This is a genomic window from Amycolatopsis echigonensis (assembly GCF_014174495.1).
Lineage (GTDB): Bacteria > Actinomycetota > Actinomycetes > Mycobacteriales > Pseudonocardiaceae > Amycolatopsis > Amycolatopsis echigonensis.
On record NZ_JACJHR010000022.1, the window covers coordinates 90,568 to 105,515 of the forward strand.

At 68.1% G+C, this 14,948-nt stretch carries 14 protein-coding genes; 6 read left to right on the plus strand and 8 right to left on the minus strand.

The window, feature by feature from the left end; genetic code table 11:
- Nucleotides 1-65: 65 nt before the first annotated feature.
- From H5411_RS17560 to H5411_RS17570, 3 genes are all read left to right on the plus strand, one after another.
- Nucleotides 66-692, plus strand: a complete 627-nt coding sequence (locus H5411_RS17560) for a DUF1345 domain-containing protein (RefSeq protein WP_183124343.1) — start codon at nucleotides 66-68, stop codon at nucleotides 690-692.
- Between the two features lie 156 nt (nucleotides 693-848).
- Nucleotides 849-2,195, plus strand: coding sequence for an ankyrin repeat domain-containing protein (locus tag H5411_RS17565; protein ID WP_101435297.1), 1,347 nt, complete (start codon nucleotides 849-851; stop codon nucleotides 2,193-2,195).
- Between the two features lie 89 nt (nucleotides 2,196-2,284).
- Entirely contained in the window at nucleotides 2,285-3,181 is an 897-nt protein-coding gene (locus tag H5411_RS17570; RefSeq protein ID WP_183124344.1) for a nuclear transport factor 2 family protein, read from the plus strand.
- 699 nt (nucleotides 3,182-3,880) lie between these two features.
- On the opposite strand, the gene H5411_RS17575 is transcribed toward H5411_RS17570, so the two are convergent.
- Both H5411_RS17575 and H5411_RS17580 read right to left on the minus strand, forming a co-directional pair.
- Entirely contained in the window at nucleotides 3,881-4,912 is a 1,032-nt protein-coding gene (locus tag H5411_RS17575; RefSeq protein ID WP_183124345.1) for a MerR family transcriptional regulator, read from the minus strand.
- A complete protein-coding gene (locus H5411_RS17580) occupies nucleotides 4,906-5,586 on the minus strand; it encodes a HEAT repeat domain-containing protein (RefSeq protein ID WP_183124346.1) in 681 nt (226 codons plus the stop codon). Before H5411_RS17580 ends, H5411_RS17575 begins: the two co-directional genes overlap by 7 nt.
- A 153-nt stretch (nucleotides 5,587-5,739) precedes the next feature.
- On the opposite strand from H5411_RS17580, the gene H5411_RS49330 reads away from it, so the two are divergent.
- Complete coding sequence (locus H5411_RS49330) at nucleotides 5,740-6,009, plus strand: M55 family metallopeptidase (protein ID WP_183124347.1); 270 nt, start codon at nucleotides 5,740-5,742, stop codon at nucleotides 6,007-6,009.
- A 149-nt stretch (nucleotides 6,010-6,158) separates the two neighbouring features.
- Here the strand turns inward: H5411_RS49330 and H5411_RS17590 are convergent, their stop codons facing one another.
- The 4 genes from H5411_RS17590 to H5411_RS17605 form a co-directional block, all read right to left on the minus strand.
- On the minus strand, nucleotides 6,159-6,425 hold the full coding sequence (locus H5411_RS17590; protein ID WP_183124348.1) for a DUF397 domain-containing protein: 267 nt from the start codon (nucleotides 6,423-6,425) through the stop codon (nucleotides 6,159-6,161).
- A 98-nt stretch (nucleotides 6,426-6,523) separates the two neighbouring features.
- Complete coding sequence (gene ilvC / locus H5411_RS17595) at nucleotides 6,524-7,537, minus strand: ketol-acid reductoisomerase (protein ID WP_037367175.1); 1,014 nt, start codon at nucleotides 7,535-7,537, stop codon at nucleotides 6,524-6,526.
- A 42-nt stretch (nucleotides 7,538-7,579) separates the two neighbouring features.
- Nucleotides 7,580-8,086 (minus strand): acetolactate synthase small subunit, encoded by a 507-nt coding sequence (gene ilvN / locus H5411_RS17600; protein WP_009074017.1) that lies wholly within the window; start codon nucleotides 8,084-8,086, stop codon nucleotides 7,580-7,582.
- Nucleotides 8,083-9,969: an acetolactate synthase large subunit gene (locus tag H5411_RS17605; protein ID WP_167441873.1), complete on the minus strand. Its 1,887-nt coding sequence runs from the start codon at nucleotides 9,967-9,969 to the stop codon at nucleotides 8,083-8,085. Before H5411_RS17605 ends, ilvN begins: the two co-directional genes overlap by 4 nt.
- Nucleotides 9,970-10,293: 324 nt before the next feature.
- Here H5411_RS17605 and H5411_RS17610 point away from each other — a divergent pair, with 324 nt between their 5' ends.
- Both H5411_RS17610 and ilvD read left to right on the plus strand, forming a co-directional pair.
- Nucleotides 10,294-10,860 carry a PH domain-containing protein gene (locus H5411_RS17610; RefSeq protein WP_312878382.1) on the plus strand — a complete coding sequence of 189 codons (567 nt, stop codon included), beginning with the start codon at nucleotides 10,294-10,296 and terminating at the stop codon, nucleotides 10,858-10,860.
- 72 nt (nucleotides 10,861-10,932) lie between these two features.
- Entirely contained in the window at nucleotides 10,933-12,777 is a 1,845-nt protein-coding gene (ilvD, locus tag H5411_RS17615; protein WP_183124350.1) for a dihydroxy-acid dehydratase, read from the plus strand.
- A 549-nt stretch (nucleotides 12,778-13,326) separates the two neighbouring features.
- Here the strand turns inward: ilvD and H5411_RS17620 are convergent.
- Together H5411_RS17620 and H5411_RS17625 are read right to left on the minus strand one after the other, a co-directional pair.
- Entirely contained in the window at nucleotides 13,327-13,902 is a 576-nt protein-coding gene (locus H5411_RS17620) for a DoxX family protein (protein ID WP_183124351.1), read from the minus strand.
- A gap of 105 nt (nucleotides 13,903-14,007) precedes the next feature.
- On the minus strand, nucleotides 14,008-14,916 hold the full coding sequence (locus tag H5411_RS17625) for a 2-hydroxyacid dehydrogenase (RefSeq protein ID WP_183124352.1): 909 nt from the start codon (nucleotides 14,914-14,916) through the stop codon (nucleotides 14,008-14,010).
- Nucleotides 14,917-14,948: the final 32 nt, after the last annotated feature.

A 14,948-nucleotide genomic window follows, 5' to 3' on the forward strand; every position in this document is an offset into this window, starting at 1 on the left:
CCAGAGGCGACAACCCGCTGTTACCTTCGCGGGACGCCTCGCCCGCGTTCGCCCAGGAGCCGCCGGTGTTCACGAAACTCGCCCTCGCCGCGTCCCGGTTGGTCGAACTCGTCCTGCTAGCGCTGGGGATCGTCACCTTCGTCAAGGACAACAACGTCCTCGCTCTTCTCTTCTGGGATCTGCTCGCGCTGGTCTACCTCGGCATCCGGATCGCGCGAGTGTCCCGTAGCCGGAAAATCGACCACACCGACGCCCGGTGTCTGAAAGGCGTCCTCGGACGTCGGCTCGGACTCCTGTTCACCCTGTTGACCAGCCTCGTCGGCGTCACCGCCGGCCTGTCGATCGTCCTGCCGGAAACGGCCGGCATCGACCCCACCGACGCGAAAGTCGTCGGCGTCCCCGCGGTCCTGCTGGCCTGGGCGATCCTGCACTTCGGTTACGCGGAGCGTTACGCGCAGACGTACTACGACAGCCTGCCGACACAGCACTTCCGCTTCCCCGAAACCGAACGTCCCACGCTGGCCGATTTCACCTATTTCGCGTTCACCATCGGGACAAGCTTCGCGGTCTCGGACGTCGAAACGCGGACGACGTCGATCCGCTCCCTGGTGCTCGCGCACAGCGTGCTGTCGTTCATGTACAACACGGCCACGCTCGGCATCGCGGTCAGCGTCATCACCGGCGGACGTTGACCTGAGTGAGCTAAAGTGTTTCTCGCGCGGCAGGGGCCGCGTCCTGTCCGCGGAAAGGGCTGAGCCCGCCCCCGTACCACGAGTTGCCGAGCTTTCTTTCTTCCCTGCCCGGTGCCGGCGGACCACGGGGCGCGCAAGGGAAGGAAGGACTCCCTGATGACGGCTTTGCCCGCCAAGCCCGACCTCGGCCAGCTCCGCAAACAGGCGAAGGAACTCGCCCGCGCCGACTCGGTCGCACTGTCGGAAGCGCAGTTCCGGCTCGCTCGCCGCTACGGATTCCCCAGCTGGCCGCAGCTTCAGGCGTACGTGCGCCGAATCGCCGAGCACGGACCAGACGTCCAGCATGCCTACCACCAGGACGTCGAGTACTACCACGGCCGCGCCGTCGGCCTCCTCGCCTCAGCCGAAGACGGCACCCCGGACGCCCGCGCCGCCTTCGACCGGCACAAGCAACCGCTGACCCGCACCGGCGCGTTGACCGTCGTCGCTCGGGAGCACGGCTTCCCGACGTGGCGGGCACTGAAGGCCTATGTCGAGGATTTGCCGAAAAACGGCGAACCGTTCGCCCGGGCCTATCAGCTGGTGGAAGCCCGCGACGTCGACGGCCTGACCACGCTGCTGACCGAAGCTCCGCACCTGGCCCACGCCCGCGGCACCAACGGGAACGATCTCCTCGGCATGGCCTCCGCGACCCATGACGAACGCCTCGTCCGCGTCCTGCTCGCCCACGGTGCCGACCCCGCGCGAGCCAACGCACACGGATGGACTGCCTTACATCAAGCTGCTTACAGCAATTTACCACTGATCGCCGACATGTTGATCAACGCCGGCGCACCGTTGGCCGTTTCTGGCCGCGGAGACGGCGGAACCCCGCTCATCGTGGCCCTGTTTTGGGGAAATCGCGCTGTTGCCGAAAAACTGGCCACGCACGAACGGTCCCCTCACAACCTCCGCGTCGCAGCCGGTCTTGGCGACGACGCACTGCTGGATGAACTCGTCAGTCCAAAGGGGACTCTTTCTCCAGCAGCCGGTGCACACCGTGAGTTCTACCGGCCGCACAGCGGTTTTCCCTTCTGGCAGCCGACGAACGACCCCGCAGAGATCCTCGACGAATCACTCTCCTGGGCGGCCCGCAACAACCAAGTAGCCGCACTCCGCACCTTGGCGGCGCGCGGCGCAAACCTGGACGCCGACGTCTACCGCGGCACCGCCCTCACCTGGGCAGCGGCGCGTGGCCACTCAGCGGCAACAGAAACGCTGCTGTCACTCGGCGCGAACGTCAACCAGGTCGGCACCTTCGGCGGTCCACGCCACGGCGTCGGCATCACAGCACTGCACCTGGCCGCCGAAGGCAACCACCTGGACGTCATCGAACTCCTCGTAAACGCCGGTGCCGACCTCGCCGCCCGCGACTCCATCTGGGACAGCACCCCTGAGGGCTGGGCAGAAGCCTGCGACAGCGCCGCCGCTCAAGAGCTGCTGCGCCGCCTCAGTCGCCGCTAATCGGCAACGCCCGACGGTAGACAACCGGAGTCTGCAGTCCGTATCTTTGCGGACTACAGACTCCGGTTAACCGACCCGTGGAGACCCTCATGACCACGCCACGCGACCTGTTCGACCAACTCTCCAGCGGAATCACCGACGGTCGTTTCGCCGATCTCGCGCAGCTCTACGCCGAGGACACCGTCGTGGAGCACCCCACCGCAGTGCCCAGGCCCGGACGCATGGAAGGCCGCGCCGCAGTGCACGACCGTTTCGTCAGCGGCCTAGGCCAAACCCTTCGCCTCAAACGCCACGACGTGACCGTCCACGAAACCGCCGATCCGGAGGTCATCGTCGCCGAATACCAGTACACCGCCGAATCGCGGAAAACCGGCCGAACGACCGAAACGGCCAACATCCAGGTCCTCCGCGCCCGCGACGGACTCCTCACCCACACCCGCGACTATCACGACTACCTGCGCCTGGCCGCCGTCCAAGACGCGACCGCCGGCCTAGTCGAGGCATACGCCCAAGCGCCCGCTTACGAATCTCGCCCCATCGCGCCGCACCCGGCTGAACTCTTCCCACCGAACAGCCGTGAAGGCGTTTTCCAACGAGTCGTCTTCGGCGTCGCCGACGGGCGCTGGTCCGAACTCCCCGACCTCTATGCGGCAAAAACCGATGTGCGGCATCCGTTCCTGCCCGGAGCCCCCGTCCTCCGCACCCGAGACGACCTGCGCACCCACTTCGCCGCCGGTGCCGCGGCAGCCTTCCGCATCGAGGTGACCGACCTGGTTCTCCACCTGAGCACCGATCCGGAAGTCATCATCGGCGAATCGACCTACGTGGGCGAAACCAGCTCCGGGACCCCCTTCCAGGTGAACAACATCTTCGCAATGCGCATCCGAGACGGACAGATCGTCGAATCCCGTGACTACGGCGACCACCTCGCACTGGCCGCAGCCACCGGCCGTCTACCGGAACTCATCGCCCGCGTCGCCGAATAAAGGCAAGGCCTCCACTCGTTCGCCACTGAACGGCAACACCTCAGCCGACACCGGACGCCCTGGCTGCTCACGGCAGCCTGCACTGCGACGCCGGTGAGCGTCGTCGCCAATGCTGGACACAACCACCGCGCGCGGCTCAGCACAACGTCGCCACTTAAGGGCGAATCGGCACCACGCTGCCCAACGACAGCCAACCGACCGTTGAAACCGTCGTCGCCATTCAGCGGCAACATCGACCACCACGCTCTGGCCGCGCAGCAAACGCTCACCCGAGCCGTCGCCGCTCAACGACTACAACTGCCCTCCCGGCTGTCGCCCATGAGACGGCAACCGCACACCGCCACGATCCTCGCCACTCAGCGGCCAACGCCCGCCACCGCAGTCCCTCGCCACTCAACAGCGAACGTCACGCCCACTCTCGTCGCCGTTCGACGGCACACCGACCGTCCCAGCTGTCGCCGCTCAACGGCAAACGCCCGCCGCCACGGCTCGCCGTCCAGCGGCGAACGCCCACGGCTGGGCGGCGATGTCTCCACGGCTTTCGCCAGACAACGGCAATTCACTCCACAGGCCGCCACCCAATCGGCCACACCGGTCGGCGCTGAACGGCAACACTCGCCAAAGCAACTTTCGCCATTAAATGGCAAATGCCTCTGACCAGCACCGATCCCCCGAATTCCCGCCAGCCACTCGCACTGGCTAGGTGCTTTCAGAGCCCTCACCACCAAAGCCCTCACGCTCTTCAACCACCCTCAGAAGAGCCGAAGCCACCAACGCCACATCCCGATCCTCATCCCCCGCCAACCTCTGCAGCGCCGCGTGCGCGAGAGTCCCCGGCATCTCGGCGAGCGCCTGCGTCAATCGGATCCGCACCGCGGAATCCGCAGGATGCGCCGCCGACGCATCGACCAACGCGCCGACGATCCCGTCCACACCCCCAGCCGCCAATGCGCCCAAAACCTCGGCCGCCTCGACGTCGTTTCGCCCCTCGACGACCATTTCGACAAGCGTCGGCACAGCCTCTTCAGCACCGCGCGCACCGAGAGCGAGCGCCGCATGCCGACGGACCGCAGCGTCCGAACCAGCGAGCGCGTCCATCAACAGCGGAGTCGCCTCGTCGCCGGGCAGCTCGATGAGCGCCAGGATCGCGCGTCGGCGGATGTCGGCGTTCTCCGAACGAAGCCCGGACGCCACATTCGCCACCCCGTCGCCGCCGGTCCGGGCGAGGGCCCACCGAAGCGCGCCGGCGACGTTCGGGTCGGATTCGGCGAGCACCGCCTTGGCCAGGACTTCAGCGGGAACCGGCACCTCGTCGGCGGGAGCCAGGATCGTCTGCTGCCGACGAGCGGCACCAGGTGAACTGAGCCCGCGCAGCAGTTCGATGATGCGCAAGGCACCCTCCCAGCCAGAGGGTGCCGAGGCATCGACCGCGCGGAGCCGGGCAAGCAGCTCCTGTTCCCTCTTCAGCCGGTCTTCGGCCCGCCGGATGAGGTCGCGGACGAGCTCCGACGGCACGAAGGCGGGATCCTCCAGCGCCCGGCCGATCTGCCGCAGCGACATCCCGAGCGACCGGAGGCTCTCCACGTGAAAGATCCGGCGGATGTCGTCCTCGGAGTACTCGCGATAACCGCCTACGGTGCGACCGGTTGGTCGCACCAGCCCGAGGGCGTCGTAATGCCGGAGCATCCGGGTGCTCACCCCCGAGCGGCGGGCGACCTCGCCGATCAGCATGCGGTTTCCTGAGCCCGCTCCGGACCGAGCGCAACGATCCGTTTCGCCTCGTCGACGGCCTGGTCAAAACCGGTGTCCGGGTCCCGGAGCAACCGCTCGGTGGCAACGGCGTGCTCCCGAACGGCCGGGTCGGCGCTCGTCACTGCGACCTCCAAAGCCGGCTCGATAACGGAACCGAGCGCGACCAACGCCCGGCTGAGGCTGAGCTGCACGGTCCGGTCGCCACGGCCAAGCTGGGTCGCCAATTCCGCAGCCAGCGCGGCCTTGTCCCCGTCCGGCACGAGGACGACAGCCGCCCGCCATGCGCTTCTCGCGACCTCGTCATCGGAGTCGTACAGCAACGACCGGGTGATCGCTGGCCACGCGTTCCGGTCGCCGATTTTCGACAACGTGTGCAGCGACTGGCTCCGGGCCTGCGCCACCGGGGACCGCAGCTCCGCGAGAAGCCGCAGCACCACGTCCCCCGTCGGGAACCGGGTCAACGCCCAGGTGAGCATGTCGCGCACATAAAAGTCCGGCTCGATCGCGCACCGTGCGACGAGCGCCTCGACGAGACCAGGGCCGTCCGGGTGCGTTCCGATCGTCAGGGCGGCCCGCAACCGCGTCGACGAGTCCCCGGCGCCCAACGCCTCGATCAGCCGGGTCGGCTGGAAATTCCTCTGGGCCGAGTTCATCGGGATCACCTCCGCCGACCAGTGAAGACCTTGTCACAATGTCAAGGTCAAACTCGGCGGGCAAAAGGAACTGTCGCCGCTCAGTGGCGAAACCGGCCTACACCCGCTCCGCCCCGACAGCGACGCCGACGATCGAGCACGGCGCACTACGGCGTGCCGCCGGTACTGGCAAGCGGCGATGACACCGTGGGCCCTGAGGCGGCCGAAGTTGCTCCGGGCGTCCGTTCGGTGGTGGTCAAACACGCGCTGGGTGCCCGCGCGGCCGCGATGCTGCATCCCGTCGAGGCGTGCGACCGGATCGAACGCGGCGGTCCCGAAGACGCTGGCCAACCGCGGGGACGACCGCACTCTGCGCTACTCAGCATCGGACTTCCCGACGACCCACCAGGTCACCGAACTCATCGCGACACTCGGAGCCTCTAATCCTGACGACCGAACCCAGCCCGCCCACGAAGACGCGCTGACCTCTGACCTGGGCATTCGTACCGCGAACCGCAGATTCGCCACTAAACGGCAACAGCCGTCCAAAGGCAATCAGGCCGATCTCCCGGCCAGCAAGGCCCGACGAAAACCTACGATTCCCCCGGCAACTCGAACTCCCCGTCCCGGACCCCGCGAGTGAACGCGTCCCATTCCGAAGGCGTGAACACCAGCACCACCCCGTCCGGATCGGACGGCTGCCGGATGGCCACGTAGGTCACCCCGTCCGAATGCGGTACGAACGCGAACTCCGCGCAGTGCTCCAGGGTCACGCCCGGCGGTTCGGCGCGGATCCAGGTCGCGCCGGTCAGGTCGAGCTCGTGCCGGATGTGCGCCTTGTCGTCGGTCGGGCGGCTCATCGGCACAGCGTATCCGCCATTCGGCGGCAACGCCTTGGAACGAAAAGAGACCCTGCCGTCCGGCGAACGGACGACAGGGCCTCCTCCTGGGAAACCGGTCAGGCGGTCTCGGTGATCGGGCGGTCCACCCACGACATCAGGTCGCGCAGCTTCTTGCCGGTCTTCTCGATCGGGTGCTGGTTACCCTGCTCCTCGAGCTTCGTGAAGTTCGGCCGGCCCGCCTCGTCCTCGGCGACCCATTCGCGGGCGAAGGTGCCGTCCTGGATCTCGCCCAGGATCTTCTTCATCTCCTCCTTGACGGCCGGCGAGATGACGCGCGGGCCGCGGGTGAGGTCGCCGTACTCGGCGGTGTCGGAGATGGAGTAGCGCTGGCGCGCGATGCCGCCCTCGTACATGAGGTCGACGATCAGCTTCAGCTCGTGCAGCACCTCGAAGTAGGCGATCTCCGGGGCGTAGCCGGCCTCGGTGAGCACCTCGAAACCGGTCTGCACCAGCGCGGACGCGCCACCGCAGAGCACCGCCTGCTCGCCGAAGAGGTCGGTCTCGGTCTCCTCGGTGAAGGTCGTCTTGATGACGCCGGCCCGCGCGCCGCCGATCGCCGCGGCGTAGGAGAGCGCGAGCGCCTGGGCGTTGCCCGAAGCGTCCTGCTCGACCGCGATCAGGCAGGGCACGCCCTTGCCGTCCACGAACTGGCGGCGGACCAGGTGGCCCGGGCCCTTCGGGGCGACCATCGCGACGTCGACGTTGGCCGGCGGCTTGATCAGGTCGTACCGGATGTTGAAGCCGTGGCCGAAGAAGAGCGCGTCGCCGTCCTTGAGGTTCGCCGCGATGTGCTCCTCGTAGATGAAGCGCTGCTTCGTGTCCGGCGCGAGGATCATGATCACGTCAGCCTCGGCGGCCGCCTCGGCGACCGACAGCACGCGCAGGCCCTGCTCCTCGGCCTTCGCCCGGGACTTGGACCCCTCCTGCAGGCCGATCCGGACGTCGACGCCCGAGTCGCGCAGGCTGAGCGAGTGCGCGTGGCCCTGGCTGCCGTAGCCGATCACGGCGACCTTGCGACCCTGGATGATCGACAGGTCGGCGTCGTCGTCGTAGAAGATTTCCACTGCCATGGGGGGTACTACTTCCTTCCGTACTTACACGAAATCTGAGGTTCAGCGGGGAGAAGCGGCGGTGATCGAGCGGGCCCCGCGGCCCACCGCGACCATGCCGGACTGGACGAGTTCGCGGATGCCGTACGGCTCCAGCATCCGCAGCAGCGCGCCGATCTTGTCCGACGTCCCGGTCGCCTCGACGGTGAGCGCCTCCGGCGAGACGTCCACCACCTTGGCGCGGAAGAGCTGGACGGTCTCGAGGACCTGGCTGCGCACGGTGGCGTCGGCCCGGACCTTCACGAGCAGCAGTTCGCGCTGGACCGCGCTGCCTGCTTCCAGCTCGACGATCTTGATCACATTCACCAGCTTGTTGAGCTGTTTGGTCACCTGTTCGAGCGGTAGCTCTTCGACGGCGACCACGATCGTCATCCGGGACACCTCGGGGTTCTCCGTGGGCCCGACAGCAAGGGACTCGATGTTGAAGCCGCGGCGGGAGAACAGTCCGGAGACCCGGGCGAGCACACCGGGCTTGTTCTCGACCAGCACGCTCAGCGTGTGGACAGTCATGCTTGCTCTCCCTCCGCGGCGGCGGCCTCGACAGCTTCCTGCGAAACCTCGTCGTCGTCGAACAGCGGCCGGATGCCGCGCACGGCCATGATCTCGTCGTTCCCGGTGCCCGCGGCGACCATCGGCCACACCTGGGCATCCTTCCCCACGACGAAATCGATCACGACGGGGCGGTCGTTGATTTCCATCGCGCGCCGGATCGTCGCGTCGACGTCCTCCTTGGCCTCGCAGCGCAGGCCGGCGCAGCCGAGCGCCTCGGCCAGCAGCGTGAAGTCCGGGATGCGGTGCTTGTGCGTGCCGAGATCGGTGTTGGAGTACCGCTCGGAGTAGAACAGGTTCTGCCACTGGCGGACCATGCCGAGGTTGCCGTTGTTGATCACGGCGACCTTGATCGGCGCGCCCTCGATGGCGCACGTGGCGAGTTCCTGGTTGGTCATCTGGAAGCAGCCGTCGCCGTCGATCGCCCACACCTGCGTGTCCGGCAGGCCGAACTGCGCGCCCATCGCGGCCGGCACGGCGAAGCCCATGGTGCCGAGGCCGCCGGAGTTGATCCAGGTGCGCGGCTTCTCGTACTTCACGAACTGCGCGGCCCACATCTGGTGCTGCCCGACGCCCGCCGCGTACACCGCGTCCGGGCCGACCAGTTCGCCGATCCGCTCGATGACGTACTGCGGCGACAGCGAACCGTCGTCGGGCCATTCGTAGCCCGCCGGGTAGTCCTCGCGCCACGAGTCGACCTGCGTCCACCAGTCCGTCAGGTCGGGACGGGCGCGGTCGAACTCGGTCTTCACCGCGTCGATCAGCTCGCCGATGATCTCCTTGCAGTCGCCGACGATCGGCACGTCCGCCTTGCGGTTCTTGGAGATCTCGGCCGGGTCGATGTCCGCGTGGACGATCTTCGCGTCCGGCGCGAACGACGACAGCTGGCCGGTGACCCGGTCGTCGAACCGGGCGCCGAGCGCGACCAGCAGGTCGGCGCGCTGCATCGAGGCGACCGCGGCGACGGACCCGTGCATGCCGGGCATGCCGACGTGCTGGCGATGCGAGTCGGGGAACGCGCCGCGCGCCATCAGCGTGGTCGCGACCGGGATGCCGGTCAGCTCGGCGAGTTCGCGCAGCTGCTCGGACGCCTCGGCCTTGATCACGCCGCCGCCGACGTACAGCACCGGCCGCTGGGCCTGCGCGATCAGCTTCGCGGCCTCGCGGACCTGCTTGCCGTGCGGCCGCAGCGTCGGGCGGTAGCCGGGCAGCCGGAGTTCGGGCGGCCAGGAGAACGAGGTCATCTCCTGCAGCACGTCCTTGGGGATGTCCACCAGCACCGGGCCGGGCCGGCCGGTTGAGGCCAGGTGGAACGCCTCGGCGATCGCCCGCGGGATCTCCGCCGGGTCGGTGACGAGGAAGTTGTGCTTGGTGATCGGCATGGTGATGCCGCAGATGTCGGCTTCCTGGAACGCGTCGGTGCCGATCAGGTTGCGCGACTGCTGCCCGGTGATGGCGACGACCGGAACCGAGTCCATGTTGGCGTCGGCCAGCGGGGTGACGAGGTTCGTGGCGCCCGGACCCGAGGTCGCCATGCAGACGCCGACCTTGCCGGTCGCCTGCGCGTAGCCGGTGGCCGCGTGCCCGGCGCCCTGCTCATGGCGGACCAGGACGTGCCGGACCTTCGTGGAGTCGAGCAGCGGGTCGTAGGCGGGAAGGATGGTGCCACCCGGAATGCCGAACACGACCTCCGCGCCGACCGCCTCGAGCGAGCGGACGAGCGACTGCGCGCCGGTGACGCGCACCGGCGTACCCGCCGGCGGGGCGGGCTTCGGACGTGCTCCTGGGACACCGGGCGCGGTCGGCCCGGGCTTCGCGTCGCTGCGCGACGTGGCACTGGTCATCGGTTCTGCCTCGTGGGTTCTCGGTGTCACTCGTTCGGGTTGTCTGGGCCGTACTTCCGGTCGGGGAACCGGTTTCACGCAACAAAAAACCCTCGCCGACCGTAAGGTCGCACGAGGGTCGCGCGTCGACGCAGAGGACTCTTCCTAAGCGTCGGCGCGCTGAGGAAGTACGAGACCGGTCTGCGTAATCACGGCATGGACGTTAGTCGCGCGCCCGGGCGAGTGTCAACTCTACGGGACAGCGGTTCCGCATCGTGGACGGCCAGTACTGCCCGCGCGCGACCCGGACGCAGGTCACTCCGGGCACCGGTGCACCATTCCTTCGTGGCCAAGAAACAGCAGGAACAGCGTGCGGACGAGGGCCGGAAGGCCGTGTTCCGGATCCCCACCACGGCGTATCTCGCGATCGGTCTGCTGACCGTGTGTGTGACACCTATCGCACTGGGCGAGATCGGCGGATTCCAGTGGCTGTACGTCTTCCCGCTCGCGCTGCTCGTGTTCGTAGCGCGCACGCGCACCGTCGCGACCCGCGAAGGACTGCACGTCCGGACGGTCTTCGGCCAGCGCGACCTGCCGTGGTCGTCGCTCAAGGGGTTGGCGATCACTAACAAGGCTCGCGTGCGCGCCGTCCTCGGCGACGACACCCAGGTCAGTCTTCCCACGGTGCGGACGCGGCATCTTCCGGTGCTGGCACTGGTGAGCGAGGGCAAGATCCAGGACCCGTCCGGCGTGCTGAGCGACGAGGAGCTCACCGGTCAGAAACCGGCCGCCGAGACCGCGCCGGACGCTGCCGCGGAGCCCGCCCCGGAATCCGCTCCCGAGCCCGCCGAGCCGGAGCCCTCCGCCGACGCGGAACGGACCGGCGGCGGCAACGGCAAACCAGCCGAGTAGAATTGGTAGAACCAGTTTGCGGAGCCGTAGTTCCCCTCCGCCTGGTTCAGCCTTCTGACCTGGGAGAATGCCGTGCCGCACCTCCGTTCCCGGACCACCACCCACGGTCGCAACGCGGCGGGCGCACGCTCGCTCTGGCGTGCGACCGGAATGACCGACAGCGATTTCGGCAAGCCGATCGTCGCGATCGCCAACTCCTACACCCAGTTCGTGCCCGGCCACGTGCACCTCAAGGACCTCGGCGAGATCGTCGCCGAGGCGGTCGCCGAAGCGGGCGGCATCGCGCGCGAGTTCCACACGATCGCGGTCGACGACGGCATCGCGATGGGTCACTCGGGCATGCTCTACTCGCTGCCCTCGCGCGAGATCATCGCCGACTCGGTGGAGTACATGGTCAACGCGCACCAGGCCGACGCGCTGGTGTGCATCTCGAACTGCGACAAGATCACGCCGGGCATGCTCAACGCCGCGATGCGGCTCAACATCCCGACTGTGTTCGTCTCCGGCGGTCCGATGGAAGCCGGCAAGGCGGTGGTCGTCGAAGGCGTCGCGCACGCCCCGACCGACCTGATCACCACCATCGCGGCGTCCGCGAACTCGGCGATCGACGAGGCCGGTCTGGCCGAGGTCGAGCGCTCCGCCTGTCCGACCTGCGGTTCGTGCTCCGGCATGTTCACCGCGAACTCGATGAACTGCCTCACCGAAGCGCTGGGATTGTCGTTGCCGGGCAACGGTTCCACGCTCGCGACACACGCGGCTCGGCGCGAGTTGTTCTCCAACGCCGGACGCACGGTGGTCGAACTGTGCAAGCGCTGGTACGGCGAGGACGACGAGTCGGCGTTGCCGCGGTCGATCGCCACGAAGGCGGCGTTCGAGAACGCGATGGCGCTCGACATGGCCATGGGCGGCTCGACGAACACCGTGCTGCACATTCTCGCCGCCGCGCAGGAGGGCGAGGTCGACTTCACGATCAGCGACATCGACGCCATCGGGCGGCGCGTGCCGTGCCTGTCGAAGGTCGCGCCGAACTCCGATTACCACATGGAAGACGTCCACCGGGCCGGCGGAATCCCCGCCATCCTGGGCGAGCTGTACCGCGGCGGTCTGCTGAACACCGACGTGCACGCGGTCCACGCACCGGACCTCGCCACGTGGCTGAACGAGTGGGACATCCGCGCCGAGTCCCCGTCGGAGAAGGCGCTGGAGCTGTTCCACGCCGCACCGGGCGGGGTGCGGACCACGCAGGCGTTCTCGACGGACAACCGCTGGTCGTCCCTGGACACTGACGCTGCCGGCGGTTGTATCCGCGACATCGAGCACGCCTACACGAAGGACGGCGGCCTCGCGATCCTGCGCGGCAACCTGGCCGAGAACGGCGCTGTGATCAAGGCCGCGGGCATCGACGAAGACCTGTGGCACTTCCAGGGCCCGGCGCGGGTGCTGGAGAGCCAGGAGGAAGCCGTTTCGGCGATCCTCAAGAAGGAGATCCAGCCGGGCGAGGTGCTGGTCATCCGCTACGAGGGCCCGGCTGGCGGCCCCGGCATGCAGGAAATGCTGCACCCGACAGCGTTCCTCAAGGGTTCCGGCCTCGGCAAGAAGTGCGCGCTGATCACCGACGGCCGTTTCTCCGGCGGCTCCTCGGGTATTTCGGTCGGCCACATCTCGCCGGAAGCCGCCGCGGGCGGTCTGATCGGCCTGGTGGAGAACGGCGACCAGATTGTCCTGGACGTCCACGAACGGCGGCTCGAGTTGCTGGTCGAACCGGAGGTTCTGGCGGAACGGCGGGCGAAGATGGAAGCTTCGGAGCGTCCGTGGCAGCCGAAGGACCGGGAGCGCCCGATCACCTCGGCGCTGCGGGCCTATGCCCGGATGGCCACGTCGGCCGATACCGGCGCTGTTCGGGACCCGAACCGCTGATTCTGCTGTTTGCTTCTGCTGGAAGGGGCCCGCGCGTGGTGCGCGGGCCCCTTTTCCGTGTCTCGGCTAGGCGACTGCCACTGCGGGAATCTCGGCCGCTGCCGCCGGATCCCGGTCGACGCGATTTGCCGCTCAACGGCCAACGGTCACCGCGGCCGACCCGCGGCCCGCTCCCCCGGCCCACAACATTCGCCACTCAGCGGCGAACGCTCTCTCGGCCCCAGCCCCGGATCGACCCGAATCGCCGCTCAACGGCGAACAGCCACCCCGGCTCAGCCCGCAACTCCGGTCGACGCCATTCGCCACTAAACGGCCAATGGGTCCCCCGCCCTCGCCACGACTCCACCTCCAGCCCGCGACGCCTTCGTCCACAGTCGCCATTCACGGGCCGATCCCACCAGCATCGAGCCCCAGGATTCTCGCCCTGACCTGGTATTCGCCACTAAACGGCAACACCCCAACGGCCTGGTCACCAACCGGAGCACTCCCCACCACGCCGCCGTTGCCTCCAGCCGACCACACCGGGCCAGCGGCAGACTCCGCGCCGGGTCAGCGAGTCAGAACGATGACCACCACAGACGCAGCTGCGGCCAGCAGCAACGAGATGAAACCAAGGGGCAACGGCCGCTTCCGCCACGGCGTGTTCCGCTCCAGCGAGATGGTGCCCGCGCCGGTGAAGATCAGCGTCAGCGCGCACACGCTCAGCAGCAGCTCGTACTCCCAGCCCTGGCCCGTGCCTTCGAAGAAGCCGCCGTGGAACTTCGCGTAGACGATGTTCGCGGCCACGCCCAGCAGCCCCGCCGCGGCGAGCGGCGTGAACAGGCCGACGATCAGCAGCGCGCTGCCCGCGACCTCGGTGACGCCGGTGATCCAGGACAGCAGCGTCGTCTGTTTGTGGTACCCGAACATCTCGAGCACGTGCGCGAACCCGCCGACGCCCGGTCCGCCGAAAGCGCCGAACAAATGCTGCAGGCCGTGCGCACCCATGATCACGCCGAGCCCCAGGCGCAAGACGAGCAGGCCGAAGCCGAGACCGCCCTGCCGGGGTTCGTCGTAGTCGTTGCCGGCAGAGTCCTCGACACCGGACAGCACGCTGGTCTGGTAGTCGTCCCCTTGAGTGGTCACGCGGCGAAGATTAGGGGATTCGGCCGTGCCCCGCGAGCGAGCACGCCGAGGTCAGGGGCTCTTTCAGGGTTCACCCTGAGTGCCGGTCCGACATCCGGGAAATGATCAGTATTCGCCGCGCACGAGATTGCCAGGCAGTTCTCCGCCAGCGTACCGGGCGATTTCCGCCGCAGCCACCAAATAAGCGCGCCGCCGGACGCCCCGCACCGCTCCGGCCACATGCGGCGTCAACACGAAACCGGGCGCTGTCCACAGCGGATGGTCCGCCGGCAAGGGTTCGGGATCGGTCACGTCGAGCGCCGCGCGAAGCCGTCCCGCCGCGAGCTCCGCCGCCAGCGCGTCGGTAACCACGACTGGCCCTTGAGCAGCATTGACCAGCACCGCGTCATCACGCATGGCCGCAAGAAAATCGGCGTCGACCATGCCTCGCGTCCGCGAGGTGAGGGGGACCATCATGACCACCACATCGTGGTCCGCCAGCAGTTCCGGCAACTCATCGACACCGTGCACGCCCTCACGCGCCGACATTCCGACCATCGTGCAGCGAACGTCGAACGGCTCCAACCGTCGCCGCAACTGCCGCCCGACATCCCCAGCCCCGACGATCAGCACGCGCTTCCCCTGCAACGTGTCGGACGGCAACTGCTCCCAGCGTCCAGCCCGTTGCGCCGCCGCGTAGACGTCCAGATTCCGGTACATCGACAGCAGGACGCCGACGACCCACTCCGCCATGCTGCCGCCGTGCGCGCCGCGGCAGGTGGACAACAGAACGCCCTCCGGGACGCGGCCGACCCAGTCCTCAGCTCCGGCGGTCAGCAACTGCACCAGCTTGAGGTTCGGCAGGTCGCTCCAGATGTCGTCGCCCGCCGAATCCATGGGCGGGACGAGCACCTCTGCTTTCGCAGCCTCCGGCGGCAACGGGCGGCCCCATTCGTAGCGCACCGCGTGGACGAGAGGGATTTCGGACAGCACGGCGACGCCCTCGTCGTCCGGGACCAGCACGGTGACTGTCATGATCACCACCGTAACCACTTACCAGTGGCTCA

Bases quoted from the DNA above. Each gene is read 5' to 3' on its own strand.
- H5411_RS17570 (WP_183124344.1), top strand. From the start codon at position 2,285: ATGACCACGCCACGCGACCTGTTCGACCAACTCTCCAGCGGAATCACC.
- H5411_RS17625 (WP_183124352.1), bottom strand. From the start codon at position 14,916: ATGACAGTCACCGTGCTGGTCCCGGACGACGAGGGCGTCGCCGTGCTG.
- H5411_RS17580 (WP_183124346.1), bottom strand. From the start codon at position 5,586: ATGAACTCGGCCCAGAGGAATTTCCAGCCGACCCGGCTGATCGAGGCG.
- H5411_RS17565 (WP_101435297.1), top strand. From the start codon at position 849: ATGACGGCTTTGCCCGCCAAGCCCGACCTCGGCCAGCTCCGCAAACAG.
- H5411_RS17575 (WP_183124345.1), bottom strand. From the start codon at position 4,912: ATGCTGATCGGCGAGGTCGCCCGCCGCTCGGGGGTGAGCACCCGGATG.
- ilvN (WP_009074017.1), bottom strand. From the start codon at position 8,086: ATGACTGTCCACACGCTGAGCGTGCTGGTCGAGAACAAGCCCGGTGTG.
- ilvC (WP_037367175.1), bottom strand. From the start codon at position 7,537: ATGGCAGTGGAAATCTTCTACGACGACGACGCCGACCTGTCGATCATC.
- H5411_RS17605 (WP_167441873.1), bottom strand. From the start codon at position 9,969: ATGACCAGTGCCACGTCGCGCAGCGACGCGAAGCCCGGGCCGACCGCG.
- H5411_RS17590 (WP_183124348.1), bottom strand. From the start codon at position 6,425: ATGAGCCGCCCGACCGACGACAAGGCGCACATCCGGCACGAGCTCGAC.